16 protein-coding genes and 1 pseudogene are annotated in these 16,635 nt (G+C 60.3%); 9 read left to right on the forward strand and 8 right to left on the reverse strand.

Annotation, left to right across the window (positions count from 1 at the left end):
• Positions 1-900, forward strand: a pseudogene (locus tag AB3X96_RS38610) (hypothetical protein); the annotation flags it as partial.
• Between the two features lie 25 nt (positions 901-925).
• Here the strand turns inward: AB3X96_RS38610 and AB3X96_RS38615 are convergent.
• Positions 926-1,897, reverse strand: a complete 972-nt coding sequence (locus AB3X96_RS38615) for a LysR substrate-binding domain-containing protein (protein ID WP_368593882.1) — start codon at positions 1,895-1,897, stop codon at positions 926-928.
• Between the two features lie 255 nt (positions 1,898-2,152).
• On the opposite strand from AB3X96_RS38615, the gene AB3X96_RS38620 reads away from it, so the two are divergent.
• From AB3X96_RS38620 to AB3X96_RS38635, 4 genes are all read left to right on the forward strand, one after another.
• A complete protein-coding gene (locus AB3X96_RS38620) occupies positions 2,153-2,626 on the forward strand; it encodes a hypothetical protein (RefSeq protein WP_368593883.1) in 474 nt (157 codons plus the stop codon).
• Between the two features lie 70 nt (positions 2,627-2,696).
• Entirely contained in the window at positions 2,697-3,848 is a 1,152-nt protein-coding gene (locus AB3X96_RS38625) for a hypothetical protein (protein WP_368593884.1), read from the forward strand.
• A 49-nt stretch (positions 3,849-3,897) separates the two neighbouring features.
• Entirely contained in the window at positions 3,898-4,749 is an 852-nt protein-coding gene (locus tag AB3X96_RS38630; RefSeq protein ID WP_368593885.1) for a phage tail tip lysozyme, read from the forward strand.
• A 202-nt stretch (positions 4,750-4,951) separates the two neighbouring features.
• Entirely contained in the window at positions 4,952-5,338 is a 387-nt protein-coding gene (locus tag AB3X96_RS38635; protein ID WP_368593886.1) for a hypothetical protein, read from the forward strand.
• 367 nt (positions 5,339-5,705) lie between these two features.
• Here AB3X96_RS38635 and AB3X96_RS38640 read toward each other — a convergent pair whose 3' ends face one another.
• Both AB3X96_RS38640 and AB3X96_RS38645 read right to left on the reverse strand, forming a co-directional pair.
• Complete coding sequence (locus AB3X96_RS38640; protein ID WP_368593887.1) at positions 5,706-5,912, reverse strand: hypothetical protein; 207 nt, start codon at positions 5,910-5,912, stop codon at positions 5,706-5,708.
• A gap of 347 nt (positions 5,913-6,259) precedes the next feature.
• Entirely contained in the window at positions 6,260-6,976 is a 717-nt protein-coding gene (locus tag AB3X96_RS38645) for a MipA/OmpV family protein (RefSeq protein WP_368593888.1), read from the reverse strand.
• Between the two features lie 396 nt (positions 6,977-7,372).
• On the opposite strand from AB3X96_RS38645, the gene AB3X96_RS38650 reads away from it, so the two are divergent.
• Positions 7,373-7,795, forward strand: a complete 423-nt coding sequence (locus tag AB3X96_RS38650) for a lytic transglycosylase domain-containing protein (RefSeq protein ID WP_368593889.1) — start codon at positions 7,373-7,375, stop codon at positions 7,793-7,795.
• 729 nt (positions 7,796-8,524) lie between these two features.
• On the opposite strand, the gene AB3X96_RS38655 is transcribed toward AB3X96_RS38650, so the two are convergent.
• Positions 8,525-8,791: a hypothetical protein gene (locus tag AB3X96_RS38655; RefSeq protein ID WP_368593890.1), complete on the reverse strand. Its 267-nt coding sequence runs from the start codon at positions 8,789-8,791 to the stop codon at positions 8,525-8,527.
• Positions 8,792-8,914: 123 nt separating this feature from the next.
• Positions 8,915-9,799, reverse strand: a complete 885-nt coding sequence (locus tag AB3X96_RS38660; protein ID WP_368593891.1) for a hypothetical protein — start codon at positions 9,797-9,799, stop codon at positions 8,915-8,917.
• A 274-nt stretch (positions 9,800-10,073) separates the two neighbouring features.
• Between AB3X96_RS38660 and AB3X96_RS38665 the strand changes: the two genes are divergently transcribed.
• Both AB3X96_RS38665 and AB3X96_RS38670 read left to right on the forward strand, forming a co-directional pair.
• On the forward strand, positions 10,074-10,574 hold the full coding sequence (locus AB3X96_RS38665) for a hypothetical protein (RefSeq protein WP_368593892.1): 501 nt from the start codon (positions 10,074-10,076) through the stop codon (positions 10,572-10,574).
• Between the two features lie 178 nt (positions 10,575-10,752).
• Positions 10,753-11,505: a superoxide dismutase gene (locus AB3X96_RS38670; RefSeq protein WP_368593893.1), complete on the forward strand. Its 753-nt coding sequence runs from the start codon at positions 10,753-10,755 to the stop codon at positions 11,503-11,505.
• 99 nt (positions 11,506-11,604) lie between these two features.
• Here AB3X96_RS38670 and AB3X96_RS38675 read toward each other — a convergent pair whose 3' ends face one another.
• From AB3X96_RS38675 to sctC, 3 genes are all read right to left on the reverse strand, one after another.
• Positions 11,605-12,342 (reverse strand): hypothetical protein, encoded by a 738-nt coding sequence (locus AB3X96_RS38675; protein WP_368593894.1) that lies wholly within the window; start codon positions 12,340-12,342, stop codon positions 11,605-11,607.
• 25 nt (positions 12,343-12,367) lie between these two features.
• Entirely contained in the window at positions 12,368-13,144 is a 777-nt protein-coding gene (locus AB3X96_RS38680) for a superoxide dismutase (RefSeq protein WP_368593895.1), read from the reverse strand.
• Positions 13,145-13,414: 270 nt separating this feature from the next.
• On the reverse strand, positions 13,415-15,247 hold the full coding sequence (gene sctC / locus AB3X96_RS38685) for a type III secretion system outer membrane ring subunit SctC (protein WP_368593896.1): 1,833 nt from the start codon (positions 15,245-15,247) through the stop codon (positions 13,415-13,417).
• 479 nt (positions 15,248-15,726) lie between these two features.
• On the opposite strand from sctC, the gene AB3X96_RS38690 reads away from it, so the two are divergent.
• Positions 15,727-16,590 (forward strand): winged helix-turn-helix domain-containing protein, encoded by an 864-nt coding sequence (locus AB3X96_RS38690; RefSeq protein ID WP_368593897.1) that lies wholly within the window; start codon positions 15,727-15,729, stop codon positions 16,588-16,590.
• Positions 16,591-16,635: the final 45 nt, after the last annotated feature.

The following is a 16,635-nucleotide window of genomic DNA, read 5'->3' on the forward strand; positions in this document are numbered from 1 at the left end:
GAAGATGACATTGGCTCCACCCGAATTGAGGGCATCCGGCATCAAATCGAAATGAACCAACCTCGCGCGACGGCTCGTTGGAACGATGAGCCGCGCATCAGTGAGGTGTATTTCAACAGCCTGCTAGACGTCGTACGGGCACTAGAGGTCGTACCGGCGTGTTACAACGAGGCTCTGGACGGGGATCGATTCGACAGCGGCGACGGTCCGACAGAGGGCGTGACTTCGCTGACCGAGACGTTGCCGGATCCTATAGAGCGGGCTTCACAACGCATCGTAATTGTCGCGGTGACCGACGCCGCACCTGAAATTGAAACGCCATTGCCGAACGCGGACGACGAGCCGCCCATCGACTCGCCAAGCCATGTGCAAAGCGATGTGCCAAGCGATGCGATCGGTTCGCTGCAAGCCGAACCTGCCGGCCTGCCCGCCGCGTTGTTGGCGGCCGTCGAGGCGCGACTTGCCGTTCACGTCGGGCCGGTGGCCCGCGTGCTGGTCGCGCGGTACTCGGCAAGGCAAGCGGATTTCCCCCAGTTGTCTGCGCGACTGGCGGACCATGTCCCGTCGATCGCGGCCCGCGAGCAGTTCATGCGAGCGCTCGAAACGATGCACGGCATATTCGAAACTGCTTCGGGCAAATCGGAACCGCCTGCGAATACGGGGCTTCAGAATGTGCAGAGCGCGTCACCCCCCGACGAGGCCGCTCCGAGCGCCGTACCCTTGCCCGAGCAGGTCGAGTCCGCGGCATTCCAACTGGCGCGCTATCTTGGCCCCATCGCGCGCGTTATCGCCCGGCGCGAGGCCGCGATCGCGGCCGATTTGCAGTCGTTTCACCGCCGTCTGGCCGAGGCGATCTCGAATGAAGCAGATCGCGCAGCTTTCCAGCGCGCCGTCTCTTGACGGTTCCCGCCCGTTCGGAGGGGGCCTAGTCGCGCAAATATTCGGGCAACTCGCTCATGAGGAAATCGACGGCCGTCCGCACGGCGGGTGTCGCTCCCAGTCGAGACGGTAGCGCCACGCTCAACGTGGCCGAGAGAAGGCGCCAATCGGGAAGGACCCGCACCAGCCGGCCGTCCCGAAGATCGGCGTGGCAAAGCGGGATAGGCAAGGCCGCCACGCCGGTCCCCGCGAGCGCACTTGAACGCGCCATCAATGCATCATTGCAACGCACGCGCGGACGGTACGCAACGTCGAAGCGCTGTCCGCCTGGCCCATACAGCTCCCACGTTCGCGCCTGCCCACACGGCGTCAGTTCGACCCCCGCGGCGCCATCGAGCTGAGCCGGATCCGTCGGCAAGCCATCGGGAAAAAACCCCGGCCTGGCGACGAGAACCGTGCGAACGTCCGCCACCCTCCGCGCGACCAGTGACGAGTCCCGCAGGGGCCCGTGATGGTTTCTGAGCGCGAAGTCGAAACCCTCCCGCACGAGATCGACGTAGCGATTCGACGCCAGAAGTTCCAGATCGATGCCGGGATGCAGCGCTTGCAATTTGGGCGCGAGTTCGGCGAGCGCCATGTGCACGAGGCCGGTCGTGCACGCGATGCGCACCCGGCCGACCGGAGCGTCGAGACGTTCCCGGATTGCCGTCTCGGCCGCCCGCACTTGCACGAGTACATTCACGCAATGCCGATGAAATTCGGCGCCCGCCTCCGTAAGCGAGAAATGGCGGGTCGTGCGGTTGGCGAGGCGCACGCCGAGGGTTTGTTCGAGCGATCGAATGCGTTTGCTGAGCGTGCCTTTCGGGATGCCGATCTGTTCCGCGGCGGCCGTGAAACTTAGCTTCTCGACCACGACCGCAAAATAGTAAAGGTTGTTCAAATCCATGACGGCGTCATATCCAAGTAATCGAGATCGGACACCAATGTACTTAGCAACGCGCCGGCGAGAAAGCAGCAAGAAAGCGCAGATCCGTTTCCATTGAGAAACGGCGGCTTTGACACAGTGGAACAGGTCGAATCGGCAGCAAGCCCCGTTCAAGCGGCCTGCGGTTTGCGGGTACAGCCCGTTACGAATGTCTCACTTGGTGACTTCGCCAAATGAGCAGTGAATTCGCCTGCGGAGTTTGGAGACGGCCTTGGTTCGATACCGTGTGTCTTGCGACTGTCAATCGAGAAACAGTGCAAACCACCAACCAGTTCCAAGGAGTTAGCGATGCGTGTGAACGAAGTCAGCCGAACGAGATTTGTCGCCGCCGAGCCGGGAAATTCGAATGGCCCGGACCAGAACCCGAACGTGCAAAGCCGTCTCGGCGACATGGAGTCTGCGCTTTCCAATGTGGCCCAGGAAGCTGCAAGCAATTCGCCGGCCGATGGAAGTGTGGGACCCGGTTCGGCGTTTCAGTCTGGTTCGAGCAGCGACGGCAGCACAAGGCAGTCCGGCGACCCTGTGACGCCCGATTCGTCGTTTTCGTCCGGCGCGAGCAGCGACCCCAGCGCAACGCAGTCCGGTGGCGGAGTGACGCCCGATTCGTCGTTCTCGCCAGGTCTGAGCAGCGACCCCAACAGCCCTTCATCGAACGGTCAGCAGATGAGCGATCAACAACAAACGGCCACCCACCACAAGCACCACCACCAACACGCAGGCGACGCGGCTCAAAGCCAAGCCCAGGCCACGGCCCACAGCTGACGCATGGACTGACGGTGCCCCGATTCCATGGAGCGTCGATCGAACGACAAGTCATGCTAGTACGGCGTGAATGAGCAAGATCGACGCCTCATGGATCGTCGAGAGCGCGAGAATATCTGGCGAGACGCGACGGCACAACCCTATCACGGTGAACGGCGTCAATAATATGAATCTATTCCGGCAGACTATCGACATCATTGGACCGCTTGAGCAGCTGTCCTCGGGGAAATGGAACAGTGTCTACCGGACGACATATCGTTCCTTTGACGGCGAAGTGAAGCACGGAGTCTTCAAGCCACAGCGATCCTACGCGCGCGCGAGTATTCCCGATAGCAAGCCCAGGTTATGGCTTGACCCATTTCGTATCGGCTCTTCGACCAGCGCGCGCAATGTCGCCGCCTATCAGCTGAGCAAGCATCTTGAGTTCGACGTCATTCCATTCACTGCCCATGCAAGGCACCAACAACGCGATGGGATAGTCATGAGCCTCGTGGCCGGTGAGTCGGCGACGAAACGCCTGGTTCAGGAGGACCTTACCGACGAGGCCATGGTTCGTACAATCCTTCGGGATCGCGAGCGTTGGACCCGCGTCACGCCTGCGTCACCCGATGGACCGGTACTCATGCGAGCCTTGAGCTACACGGCCGACGAAATGAGGCAGGTTCAGAGAGACTTGCGTCTGGCATGCATCGACGAGCATGGCCGCATCAAAGTGTATCGACCGCTATCGAGTGTTGATCTCGGCAGCACCGTCGCAAAGCGAGCACTTGTAAAGCTTCAACTTCTTGATGCCATCGTCGGCACGTTCGATCGTCACGCCAGCAACTACATCATCGAAAAAAGTCACGACACTGGTGACATCACTGGCATCAAAGGTATCGATAACGATTTTTGCTTTCCGAATCGAATGGCATCCTACACGGAGATGTCGAATGCATACCCGTACCATGTCGGGCTGCCACGTGTCATCGACGAAGAGATGCGAGATCGCATCCTGAGTTTGACTCCGCAAATCGCCGACGATCTCCTTCGGGATTTGCTTCAACGATCCGAAATTGAAGCAACAAATTCGCGAATCTCCGATATACAAAGACAGATAAAACGTCGTCCAGCCAACGACATCATTTCCGACAATGAATGGCAATGCGTCAACTTTTTCGATCCGAACTATTCCTATATTGCCCGCGATGGAAAAATTCCAGTCCTCTCATGGCCTGGCTGACGTCTGGCGTCGATAACCACTTATTAAGCTCAAGAAGGAACACCCCCCAATGTCAGTGCATGCTATCGGGTCTGGCGCAAATGCCTCCTTCGGGTCCGAACCTGGCGCCGCACCGGCGCCCTCCGGAATCGATCAGCAGTTGGCGCAGCTTCTTCAAATGCTTTTCGCTCATTTGAGCCAGAGTGACCAATGGCTTCCACAGGACGATGCCCCGTCCGATGACGACCGGTCTGACATGGGCGCTTCCGGCGACGGCCCCTCCACCCTTGCGGCGGGCTCCGGCGATTCGGCTGCGGTACCGATGCGGGCAAGCGGATCGACCGGCACTGACGCGCCGCACCTGGTAGTGCAAGCCACGCCGGCGGCTGGGCAATCGGATGCGACTCAGGCCCCCGGGTCAGCCGCGCCGCTCAGCACGACCCCGCAAACCACGGCGCTCACGCCCGACCAAAGCAAGCAAGCCGCGCAAGCCTACGTGAGCAATCTGCAACAGGACTTCGGCCTTACCAAGGATCAGGCGGCCGGCATCGTAGCCAACTTGTGGCACGAGAGCGGCGGCATGAACTCAGGCATCAATCAGGGCGGTGCGATCGGCCAGCCCAGTCCCAACATGAACGACGACAATGCGAACGGCTACGGCATCGCGCAGTGGGGTGGATCGCGCAAGCAGGGGCTGCTGGACTATGCCAGCCAACATGGCCTCGACCCGTCGAGCGAGGCAGCCAACTATGGCTACTTGAAGCAGGAATTGCACACGACCCAAGCCGGTGCCATTGACGCTGTGAAAGCCACCAATAACCCACAAGACGCAACCGAAGCATTTTGCAATGCGTTTGAAAAGCCGTCCGATCCCGAGATGGATTCGCGATTGAGTCACTTGCCGGACATCGTGGGCGCCTGACTCGACGCGCGGCTGCGGGTGGTGCCCTCGGTCGGCGCCCCGGCGGGAACATGGTGCCTTCGTTTCTCGGACGACGTTTTCACAAAGTCTGCCATCCGTTTCGCGGTCCGGTGGGATACTCGACTCCAGTCATTCATCCGGTCCGCCGCGCCTTTTTCGGGCAAGTCCGGCCCTCGCCCAATTACGCAAACGTGTCGACTCTATGCCGAATATCGCTCTTTCACCAACGCATCCAAGTTTTCCTCCGCCAAGCTATGAGGAGGCTATGCGCGATCCTTCTGCTCCCGCTGTCACTTCTCCTGATATTCTCGACCTCGGTGCTCGCCACTCCCGCTTGCCAGACCATCTTCTCGCGGACCTGAAACCCTTAGCCGCCCTCACCGCCACCGGCGTCGGTGCAGTCGGAGCGACCGGATTGTCGATAGCGTATAGCGTTACTCACCATGTCGGCTACTTCTGGGGCGCCGTGGCATGTGGGGAGTCTGCGCGGCGGGAATTAACTACCTGCGTGCTGAGCATTGAGAGCTATCCGCAAGCGGCTTTGCCCGAAGCAAAGGGCGCGGGTCAATACCGCGCCATTTTCACGTAACACGGGCGAGCGAAGCCACACCGCTCGTCCGGAACAACAATCACAACCCGATTGACTCTGCGCAAGGCGAGAAGCATGTGCGGTTGCTGCATGTTCTTCGCCAATCCGCAATAACGTACCCTGCTCAACTTCGACGCGACGGTGTTGCCGCCTGTCCACTTCGTCCTCGTTAGGCTGGCTATTTTCAGGGGCGATATCGGCACGGATGACAGATGTCGAAGATACCCAGAAGCTCGGCACCAAGGTCGATATCGAGCGGGAACAATGGCGCCCAGAACGTCGGAGGAGATAGCAGCGGAGTGCCCGAAGACCGGGTGTCTCGTGCGACTTCGACCGAAAGCTCATTGATCGGCGAGCTGCCTCCGTTTCATTCAAGTCCGACGTTGCGGGTCACCGTCGGATTGCGATGGCACCGTCGTTGGTACCCGTCGCGAAGAACATACTTCGTTTTATTGGTCTCGACTGCGCGGTTTTGTGCGACGAATGCACTGATCCAGGCGATGATCCGTCCCGCAGCATTTTCTCGAAAGATAATTTTGCCGGCGCAGAGAACCGCCATGGAGATGCCAATCATGCAAGAAGCCAACACCGGCCTTGGCGAGGCCGGGTCCCTTGCCGCGACTCAGCCACTTCCGCATTTGACGATTCCGCTGCTGTACCAAGGCTCCGAAATCTGGTTTTCCGCCTACCGCGTGGACTCGGGATTTTGCGCCTTCGCCCTGCCCTGCGCGGTGTTGCGTGATCGACTCGGTATCCACCATGTGCCATCCTTGCAGTGGCGGCACGCCTTCGAGCTAGATCGGCACAATATCGTAGCCGCGGCTGCGGGCAAGTTCCCCAGTCATGGGGGCAGACGTGTCAGGCTTTCGGCGGCCGACTTCGCCCCAAGACCGATCGACACGTCGGCGGCACGATCCTCGATCAGAACGTATACGTCACCGAAACCGACTCGATATCCTGCGTCTTCCTTGCCGTGACCGGACCATTCGCCGCGCTGCCCACGAGACGCAACAGACGCACGGAACCGCCGATGGCCCAGTGAGCGTCGAGCTGATAAATCGCGTCGACCCCGAAATACACGTCCTGCACGCCTGCATGGGCGGCATACTGCGGCAGGCCCGACGCATCGCTCTGCCCGGAATTCACGCCGTAAAACGTGCGCGCATACTGGCCGCTCATCCAGTCCACGCCCGGCCCGGTACTGATCGAAAGCCTGTTGCCGAGCGGTAGCGTGCCGGTCGCATTCAGGTTGCCGATCAGGCCCTCGTGATGACCGCCAATGTCCTGAGCGGCGGAGGCGGCGACCGCAAAAGGTGCAAACGAGTACTGGGTAAACAGCTTAGCCCGCGGCGTCATCGGCACGTTGCCCATGCCATGCAATTTCGAGTCGTCTTTTTCCAGGCGCTGATTCAGGTCGTACTGCACGGACAGCCCGGCATTCCATTGCGCGTTGTTGACGATATACACGCCAAGCGGTTCGTCGTCGCGGAAGAAGATGCGATTCCTGTACTCGATGTCGAACGCGGGCCACGGCTGGATACGGCGCGTATCGGCGCCGGGATAGCGCGGCTGAACGATCGCCGTCGCGCCTACCGTCACCTTCCAGTTCGACGTGCTCGTTGAGTCTGTTGGAGGCATGGCGGGTATCGTCGGCATGGTCGGCATGGTCGGCATGCCTTCCGTCGGGGCGGCTAGCGCGCCATAGCTGGCTGCGCTCATAACCGCGAAGGAGAACGAAAGAATAGAAAATCTGGAGAACAGGCTACGGCTAAGATGCATGACTGGCTCGCGAGCGAAAAGGCAGTTGGTGCCCTGGGGGACGAAGTCTCGAATCGTTCTATTCGATCGAGAAGCAACGCGAAGCTTATTGGACGATGCGTCGCGATGGCACGAACGGCCGCGAATTGTTGAGCATCGTTGACGATTTCACACCGGGCGTTTCGCTGATTGCATCACGGCTTCGCATTGCGTGCCGAATGACGATTAATTGCGCGATATGCTTTACCTATTGAAAATTCCATCTTATTTCCAGCAATGAAGCGCCTGATTTTCTTCGTCGCGCTGGCAGGCATCGGCTTGTCGAGCGCCGCACGCGCGGACTGTTTCTCGGATGCAGCGAACTATCAGCATGTCAATCCGCAGGTTCTGCGCGCTATCGCGTGGCAAGAGTCCCACTTTCATCCGGACGCGATTCACAAGAACTCGAACGGGTCCGTCGATTACGGAATGATGCAAATCAATTCGATTCACCTGAGTCGCCTTTCTCACTACGGGATTTCGTCCACTGAACTGATGGACCCTTGCGCGAGCGTCTACATCGCGGCGTGGCACCTCCGTCAAAAGATGCTCAAGTACGGAAACACGTGGGAAGCGATCGGTTCGTACCACTCCGAAACGCCGGCGGAGCGCGACGAATATGCCCGAAAGGTCCGCACCATCGTGGCGCGCGGAGAGTGATGCCGTATTCGGCCAGGCGTCCTTTCCCTTGTCGACCGTGCAGGACTTCCGTCGAGATGGATAGCCCAATGCGCCCGCGTTCCGTCATATCGCCGCAGTCGCCGGTCGCCCGCGTTGCCGATTGCGAGCCCGATCGGGCCGAAGAAACCTACGTGCGCAAACCTGCACCGGCCAGTGAATTTCCGCCTGCGCACATACCCCGTGGGCGTCGAGTTCCAACGTTCAGTCCATCGAGGAGTGGGCGCACCGCGCACAGCGATAGGTCGACATGGCAAGCTAGTGCATCGGCTGTTCGATGGCGTTCCTCACCGATCCCTCTTTCATCGAGTCGGCCGTCTCCATCGGACGCTGATAAGCGGAGACAGATTCGGCAGGCCCCGCTGTCATCGAGGCGTACGGGAAAGTGCTGTTGGAATTGGGGTGCTCTACTGAGCAAGCGCTCTCCGTGTTGGCGTCCCGGGACAAGAAAGGCGTGACAGCGCTGATGCGATCGACCGATTTGCCGCATCGCGTGAGCGTCACGCTTGCCTACGGCAAGGCTCTCGGTGCGCTCGGACTCAATCCTCGACAGGTGCGCGATCGGCTTCAACGGTGGGGAGTGCCACAGGATGGGATCGATGCGCTACGAAGCCTGCTTCCTCAAAGGGCGACCACTGAGGGAAGCTCGAACTGTCAGGCGAGGGGACCGTTATAACTGGCTCGTCAATCCGCGCGGCTTGCGCGGACTCTTTAGTTCAGCGGCAGATCGCCGGTCTCCCCATGCCGCGGAGCTGCGCCCGGACACAGTTCGCACGATTCGGTTTGCGGGTTCCTCTGCGCGCGCTCGCCGGGACGACTGCCTGTCGTGAAGCTGTGCGCCGACATGACTGCCTCGCGCAGACTCATCGCGCGGCCACCCTGCATCGCTAGCGCGGAGTCGCGATTGACTGTCGGCGTGGCGAACGCAGATGTCCCCAAGAGCCCAAACGCGATGGCCAATATGATCTTCTGATTCATCTTCTCCTCAATACGGCAGATGCCCGCGAATCGCTCAGGAAAAAAGCGGTGACCGCGATAATCGCGATCACCGCTCACCGACCGGACCGGTTCGATCCTGACTCTATTGAAACCGCCGAGCCATTACGAAATATGGACCGGCGAGCGCTGCGCCTGGACTCCCGGCTGCATGGTCGGCGTTACCGTCGTTGCCGGCGTCGTCATCGTCGGCTGCGCCGTCGGCGTCTGCTGCACCGTGATGCCCCCGCCCGGCAGGTTCACCACCGTGCCGCCGCGCAGGCCGTGCGTCGCGTTCGGATTCGGCGGTGTCAGGCCGGTTTGCGCGACCGCCGGCGTGGTCATCGGAGCCGGCGTCGTCATCGTCGGCTGCGCCGTCGGCGTCTGCTGCACCGTGATGCCCCCGCCCGGCAGGTTCACCACCGTGCCGCCGCGCAGGCCGTGCGTCGCATTCGGATTCGGCGGCGTCAGGCTGGTCTGCGTAGCCACCGGCGCAGTCGTGACCGGACCGCGAATGCCGTGCATCGCACTCGGGTTCGAAGCAGTCATGCCCGACTGGGTCGAGCCCGACATCGCAATCGTGCCGGTGGACGACGAGCTGCGGGAGGACGTCGTCTTGACGTCGTCGCCATCGTGATCTTCATGAGGAGCATGCATGCCTTTCGACGTCGCGGTCGAAGTCGAACGTTCGCTCGACATCTTCATCGAGTCCCGATCGTCGTGGCGCATCGTCTCGTGCGCATAGTTCGCCTCCGAACCAAAGCCGACGGTACTCGGCTTGGTCGTAAAGTCGTGATTGAAGCTGGCCGATGCACGCGGTGCCTCGGTGCCAGCCATATGCTCAGCGCCCATGTTCACATGCTCAGCACCGGTGTTAATGTGCTCGGCGCCGGTATTCATATGTCCCATGCCGCCACCCATGTGGCCCATTCCACCACCCATGTGACCGGCAAAGGCGGACATGCTGCAAAACGAAAACACTGCTGCTGCGATCAACGATTTCTTAAACATCTCTGAGCTCCGTAGGATTAACCATCTGTATGCCGATGGGATGGCCTATTAAACCCGACCACCTTCCTGATTTCGAGTAGATGTTTGTAAGTCAAGCGGGCCGTTTGTAAAGCGCTTTCCCCGGCTGTAACTCGCTGTTTCCGCTTCGCGTTCGATGACGGAAATGCGCGCTCGAAACTTGCGCTGTGAACGGCTGTTCCAATAGATCGCGTGCACGACGACAGGACTTCAGAACAATTGCAGAAACGAATCGAGTCTTCGCTTCGCGAACGATATGTTCCGGATAGCGAACTTTCATTTGCCACGTGACCGGTACGCTCAGTATCTTTACCAACGGGTGTCCGACATGACGAACCGGTCCGCATCAATCCTCCCATTCAAGAAGCCGATCCAACGCCAGACGTTCGAGACAGAGCGATTCACGATCGTGTCGCTGTCCGGCAACGAGGCCAAAAACCTCGTCTCGGTCCTTTTGCAGGACGAGTTGCTCGCGTCGCGAATCGACTGGATGACGGAAAAATCGCACGACGGCGCAATGCAAGCGGCTTTTGGCATCGAGCTTCAATGCAACGCAGGTCAAGCCATGGCATGGGGCATCATCGAGCGTGCACGACGCATGCAAATCGGAGCAGTGCTCGCCATCTACTCGTTCGAAGGACTCGACGTGGAGGTGCTGGTTGCGTCCCAGTTCTGGGACCAACACGTTTCCGAGGAAGCGGCGCCGCCTGTTCTCGAGTGGCTTCAGCAAAATGCCGAAGTCAATATGACCCTGTAACGGTACGGCAAATTGACGTCGCGGCGGCTTGAGCGCGTGGATTGCTCAATAATTCTCATTGCCTTCGTCGCCGTGCGAATTGGTACTGGCAGAATCGGGCTGCCAGACATCCATCGGGCGACATCCGTCCATCGGACTCGTCGCTCAACCCCTTCTCCCTACTATTTCGTACTACAACATGCCTGACGATCGCAAAGACATCCAATCCAGCCGCCGCGGCTTCATTCAACTCACGGCGCTAGGCGCAGCCAGTCTGGCTGCGGCAGCCGTTCCCGCCGCGGGTGCGTTCGCCGCAACGCAATCCTCGACGCGTGTGCCAGCGTACCTGCCGAATTCGCCGCTGACCTACCCGTCCTTGCCCTATGCCGAAGATGCGCTGGAGCCGATCATTTCGGCGAAAACGATCGGCTTCCACTATGGCAAACACCACAAGGCGTATTTCGACAACATCGCCAGGATGGTGGCCAATACGCCGTACGCCGACATGTCGCTCGAACAGCTCGTGATGGCCACGGCAGGCCAGCCGGAGCGCGAGGCGCTCTTCAACAACGCCGCGCAAGCGTGGAATCACACGTTCTACTGGAACAGCATGACACCGTCGGCGAAAGCGCCTCAAGGTGCTTTCATGGCGATGATCGAGCGTGATTTCGGCTCGTTCGACAACCTGAAGAAGGAATTGGCCACTACTTCGAGCTCGCAGTTCGGCAGCGGCTGGGGCTGGGTCGTCGTGGACCGCGGCCACTTGAAGGTCGTCAAGACCAGCAACGCCGATGTGCCATTCGTACACGGCATGCAGCCGCTTCTGACGATCGACGTGTGGGAACACGCCTACTACCTGCAATATCAGAATCGCCGCCCTGATTACGTTGCCGCAGTGCTCGACAAGCTGGTGAACTGGGAGTTCGCGGCGTCGAACCTGGCGCGGGCGTAAATGCGGAAATGCCGATAAGCCTGGTCGAAACGAACCTGGCTCATCGGCACAACCCAACAAGCTAGCGTAGCGACGCGATATACCGCCCGCCTGGCGAAGCTATCGCTTGTAATTCGACGGCGGCTGGGTCAGTTCATTCCTCAAGTGGAAGACGAATGAGCCTAACTCAGTCCGCTCTGTGCGTGGCTCCGCCGAAGTTTTTTGTTGATCTTCGCCGGGCTTCGCGACCGCACGGCGGAATAGCGCCGTCAACCTTGCACAGAGCAGCGCCAAGGAAAGACAGAGCAGTACGTGCAAAGCGTTGTCGTTCAAGCGCTGTCGCGCCAATTGATCCGCCTTCACGGCGGGCGTCAGCGGCTTGACTTTGGCAATCGTGGCCGCGTACTGGTTGAGATGATCGCTCAGCCTCACCGTATCGGAATCGCAACGATCCGCACACGAGTCGTCGAGTTCGCCGGCCAGCGCAACGGCCTCGACGCTTTGCAAATTCCCGCCAAGCGCTTCACGCGCAACCGCATCGATAGTCATGCAGAATTGGGGCACCGGCCCTTTGGTCTTGAACGCGGATTCGCTGCATTTGCGCTCTTGAATCTGCAGCACGTCGGCAAACACCGTTCGTTGCGCCGCGACGAGCTGCGACGCGGCGACCGATTGCGCCTCCAGCCGCCGGACATGCTCGAGCTCGCCAGCCAGTGCGGCGATCAAGATGACGCCGGCCAGCGCCCACCACCAATCGAGCAGCACCCACAATCTCGACGCCGCGCGCACGCGCAAGCCGAACAGCGCGCCCAGTACACCGCACGCGGACACTCCCGCAAGCCAGAAATCGATGTCCATTTCGCCCCGCCTCCACTTCGTGAATTCAAACGTTGGTCGAATGCATGGCCGCCAGGATGCTGTTTGCCTGAGACCAGTTCATACGCGTTCGAACGACCGCGTCGATATAGGCACGTTGGTTCTCGACGTAGTCGAGGTAGTAGGCGTGTTCCCACAGATCGAGACAAAGCAGCGGAACAGCGCCGTGCAAGAATGGGAAGTCGACATTGGACGTGCGCACTGCGTCGAGCTTGCCGTCCTTGACAGTAACCCAGCCCCAGCCCCCGCCCTCGGGCACTGAGAACTTGGCGGCAATGTAGACCGAGAACCGGTCCAGTCCGCCAAATTGCTTCTTGATCATGTCGCGAACCTCACCGGCCGGCGTTTCCGTTCCAGGGTGCATCGAGCGAAAATAGAAGTTATGCGCCCACGCCTGCATGGCGTAGAAGGCGAGATTCGGGTTTCCGCCGGGTGCCGCATTGTGTAGCAGGGCCTCTTCGAGCGTCTCCCAATGCTGACCGGTCTGGTCCAACAACTGCGCAACCTTGTCGCAGTAGAGCTTGTGATGACGTTCATAGTGAAACTTCATCGTCTGCTCCGACAGCGTCGGCGCCAGCGAAGACTCTGCATAAGGCAGCGGCGGCTGGGCGATCGACGTCCTGCCCAACAGTGCGTGCAGCGTTGCCGCGTCCAAAGGCTTGTCGGGAGTCACTCGGGAGACATCCGCCGCCTGCGCACTCGGGGCAATCATGGCGACCGACTGAAGCGCAGCGGCTCCGGCGACGAGCGCGCCGGATCGGGCAAGAAAATTTCGACGTTTCATGAACTAGCGACCTTCAACCAAGGCCGACCTTCGTAGGGGACGGCGCACCGAAAACGGTACGGAGGTAGATGACGTGCCCGCTTTGGGCGGCGCGACGTGCAACCGTGTCTCGAGAGCCGACGGGAATTCGACGCCAGCGCACACCGATAAGCCCTGCGCCGTTCAGAGACAGGCGCCAGCATAGCCCTTCGAGACGCCCGGATATAGTGCCGCACGGAAACAATGTGTCGCCGATTACGCATTTATCCGGGACATCGGGCTCCCCTATTCTTAGGACACGTCGACAATGCGTGGCGTCAGAAGGAACAGGCGCTCCATGTGCGAATCCTGCTGGCCGTGATACTTGAACAGGTTGCCGAGAACCGGAATCTTCGACAGGCCCGGCACACCGGAGCCCGTGGTGCCGCTCTGGTCGACCTTGTAGCCCGCGATCAGAAGACTCTGCCCCTGCCCGATGAATGCCTGCGTGTTGATCTCGCTGTTGGTGATCATCGGAATGTTGTCGACGGTCGCCTGTTGATTGATCTGACCGTCTTCGATATGCACGTCGAGCTTAATCTGATTGTCGTTCTCGACGACCATCGGCAACACCCGCAGCGTCACACCTGCCGAAATATTGTAGAGTTCCGACTGGTAGGTACCAGGCACGCGGACGAAGAAGCTTTGCTTCTGATTCATCAGGGCCTCGATATTGTCGAGCGTCGTCACCTTCGGGCTGGCCTCGATCTTCGCCTGGTCGGTGGTCTGCAATGCGTTGACCCGTGCAAGGAGGTAGCGGCCGGCATCGCCGAGCACCGCGGTGATCGAGCCGCCGAGCGGCGTTGCCGCCATGCCCGCGACACTATTAAAGCCCGCGGCGGTCTGGCCAAACGTCGGCTGCAGATTGCCGTTGTAGCTGGCCTGGCTGTATTGGCCATTGCCAATCTGCAGATCCAAGTGGCTGTCGTGGGCGCGCCAGTCGACACCGAGCTGCGCGAGCGCGTCCTCGTTGATGTCGATGATGTGGGCTTCGATCTCGATCAGCTTCGGCTTGATGTCCAGATGGTCGATGAGCTCCTTATGCGAATCCATGCGGTCCGGAAGATCGCGAACCAGGATCGAGTTCGTGCGCGGATCGGCTTGAATGATCGGAAGATCCGCGTAGTCCGCATTCAGATCGTTCGAGGTGTCACTGGCGGTCATGACCGTCGGCGCGGCTTGCGGCGGCAGGCTCGCTTGCGCGACCGGCACCGCCGCAGCGTTGCCGCTGCCCGGCAGGCCAACCGCGCCGGAGCCGAAGAGGTTGCCGAGCGTCACATTGCCGCCGCCGTAGCCAGGCGGCAGCGGCGGCATCAGGCCGGCGCCGCCGACATACATGGCCGCGCCCGGCATCACCTGGCTGCCGACGTTCGCCATGCCCTGGACCCGCGCGATCCGCGGCGTCGGATGTGTTTGCGAGCCGGCGGCGGGCGCATGTCCGTACAGGCTCGACATGACCGAAGCAACGCCGGGAACTTCGACCTCCCTGCCGTCGATCCATGTGGTGTGGTCGGCTGCCCAAGCGGCGTGCAGCGGGAACACGCGAACCTCGGTCACTGTGCGGCGGCTCTGGTTCTGATCGATGCGCCTGGCCATCTCGGTGACGAGCTCGACGTAACGCGGCGGCCCGGCGACGAGCGCGGTGCCTTCCCGGTCGTCGTAGGTGATCGGGAAACGATCGTCGCCGATGCCGGTTCGCTTCAAGCTTTCACGCAACGACGACGTGGTGGCGTATTGCAGCTTGATCACGGAGCTGCGGACTTCGTTGGCCGACGTGATTTCCAGTACCGCTCCGTCGAAATACCAGACGAAGCCGAACGAGGAAGCAAGCACGTTGGCGAAGTGCTGCGGCGTGGTGTCGAATCTGCCGCTGACGGTGCCGTCCACGTCGGGCGAGATGGCGGCCGCCACGCCTTGGCTTGCGGCGAAGTCGCGCAGCACGTCCTTCAGGTTCTTGTTTTCCGCGACGTACTCGAAGTGCGTCGTTTTCCAGTGAATCTCGGCGGCATGGGCGCCGGCGCTAGCGAGCATCGCAGCCGCGGCGCACAGCGCCGCCGCGAGCTTCTTCATCTCAATCGATTGCATGTGAGGATCCTTAAAGTTTGCCAGACGCATCGCCGGCGGTATGGACACATGATAGGAACCTTGGCGGCGGATAAAATCAACAAGTCGTTTCGGATACCTCAACAATCCTCAATCGAAGCCTCAACATCGACCGCGCCAACTGCGATTGCGACCGCCTCTCATTTCGAACGATCTCGCTTGTTTAGCGCCACGATGTCGCTGTTGGAATTGCAAAACAACAAGCGTTGTCGCTCGCGCTGCCACATGCCGGTCAAATTGGTAACTAAAAAAAGGAACGATCTGTTTTACATCAACATGAAAACCTTTTACAGGCGGTATCTCCTCACTCGGCACGACGGAATGTATCGATGTACGAAGACACACTTTGTTACCCGCCCCCTGATTTTCAATCAGTACATTTCATCGTGTCGGTCGCAAGGCATCGTTTCGATAGATTGCGACTACATACGAACAGAGAGTGAGAGTCTAAGGAGCATATGGTGAAGGTCGCAGTTCTGGCGCGAAGCACGCGGACATATCAAACGGTCGAGCAAAGCCTGGCTCGCGATGGACTCGTCTGTCATCGCTTCACCGACGACTTGCAACTCGTGCGCGAGCTGCGCCGCGACGGCTTCGACTTGTTGATCCTCGATGGCGACAGCGTCGAACTGTCGAGCCATCCGGTGTTCTTCTGGCGCGACTGCCATTCGGACCACCGCGTGCCGATCATTGCGCTCGCCAGTTTCGCCGACATCGGCGGACTATCGAAAGCATTCGAGGCCGGCGCGGACGACGTGGTCTCCTTGCCGGCCCAGCATCACGAGCTCGCGGTTCGGGCGCGCAATGCGATCAGGCGCTCGACGCGCCGCAACAATCGCTTCGAACGCCTCGTCGTGGCCGGCTACACGCTCGACAAACGTGCGGGAGAGGTGACTCGCGACGGCCAACCGATCAGGCTCACGACACGCGAATTTGCCATCGCCTGGCTGTTTTTCTCCAAGCCCGGCGACTTCTTCAGCCGCAAGCAACTAGCGGCGTCTGTCTGGGGCAGCAGCGCAGAGATTGCTAATCGCACACTCGAGCAACACATCTACAAGCTGCGCAAGAAGCTCAGTTTGACGGAAGCGTCGCCGGTGCAGTTGCGTACCGTCTATTCGCTCGGATACAAGCTCGAAATGCGCGACCTGCAACTCGGTGCCGACATGCCCATTGATACGGCGTCGCTTACGCACGCCGCGGTTTCGAACGCTTTGCCCGCGGACGTCGCCATTCCGGCTGCGACGCTAGCCAACGTGATCCAATTCGACCGTCAGCGCACCCGCATCGGCGCAGCGCTGATGCACGACGAAGCGCTGACCGGCTAACGGCTCGGGCCGGCACGATGCCTGAGCTTGCGCCGCAGCAGCCTG

The sequence above is a fragment of the Paraburkholderia sp. BR13439 genome, assembly GCF_040948805.1.
Lineage (GTDB): Bacteria > Pseudomonadota > Gammaproteobacteria > Burkholderiales > Burkholderiaceae > Paraburkholderia > Paraburkholderia youngii.

What these genes read in the sequence shown, in the direction of transcription:
- AB3X96_RS38620 (WP_368593883.1), top strand. Translation starts at nt 2,153, where the DNA reads ATGCGTGTGAACGAAGTCAGCCGAACGAGATTTGTCGCCGCCGAGCCG.
- AB3X96_RS38625 (WP_368593884.1), top strand. Translation starts at nt 2,697, where the DNA reads ATGAGCAAGATCGACGCCTCATGGATCGTCGAGAGCGCGAGAATATCT.
- AB3X96_RS38630 (WP_368593885.1), top strand. Translation starts at nt 3,898, where the DNA reads ATGTCAGTGCATGCTATCGGGTCTGGCGCAAATGCCTCCTTCGGGTCC.
- AB3X96_RS38635 (WP_368593886.1), top strand. Translation starts at nt 4,952, where the DNA reads ATGCCGAATATCGCTCTTTCACCAACGCATCCAAGTTTTCCTCCGCCA.
- AB3X96_RS38640 (WP_368593887.1), bottom strand. Translation starts at nt 5,912, where the DNA reads ATGATTGGCATCTCCATGGCGGTTCTCTGCGCCGGCAAAATTATCTTT.
- AB3X96_RS38645 (WP_368593888.1), bottom strand. Translation starts at nt 6,976, where the DNA reads ATGCCTCCAACAGACTCAACGAGCACGTCGAACTGGAAGGTGACGGTA.
- AB3X96_RS38650 (WP_368593889.1), top strand. Translation starts at nt 7,373, where the DNA reads ATGAAGCGCCTGATTTTCTTCGTCGCGCTGGCAGGCATCGGCTTGTCG.
- AB3X96_RS38655 (WP_368593890.1), bottom strand. Translation starts at nt 8,791, where the DNA reads ATGAATCAGAAGATCATATTGGCCATCGCGTTTGGGCTCTTGGGGACA.
- AB3X96_RS38660 (WP_368593891.1), bottom strand. Translation starts at nt 9,799, where the DNA reads ATGTTTAAGAAATCGTTGATCGCAGCAGCAGTGTTTTCGTTTTGCAGC.
- AB3X96_RS38665 (WP_368593892.1), top strand. Translation starts at nt 10,074, where the DNA reads ATGTTCCGGATAGCGAACTTTCATTTGCCACGTGACCGGTACGCTCAG.
- AB3X96_RS38670 (WP_368593893.1), top strand. Translation starts at nt 10,753, where the DNA reads ATGCCTGACGATCGCAAAGACATCCAATCCAGCCGCCGCGGCTTCATT.
- AB3X96_RS38675 (WP_368593894.1), bottom strand. Translation starts at nt 12,342, where the DNA reads ATGGACATCGATTTCTGGCTTGCGGGAGTGTCCGCGTGCGGTGTACTG.
- AB3X96_RS38680 (WP_368593895.1), bottom strand. Translation starts at nt 13,144, where the DNA reads ATGAAACGTCGAAATTTTCTTGCCCGATCCGGCGCGCTCGTCGCCGGA.
- sctC (WP_368593896.1), bottom strand. Translation starts at nt 15,247, where the DNA reads ATGCAATCGATTGAGATGAAGAAGCTCGCGGCGGCGCTGTGCGCCGCG.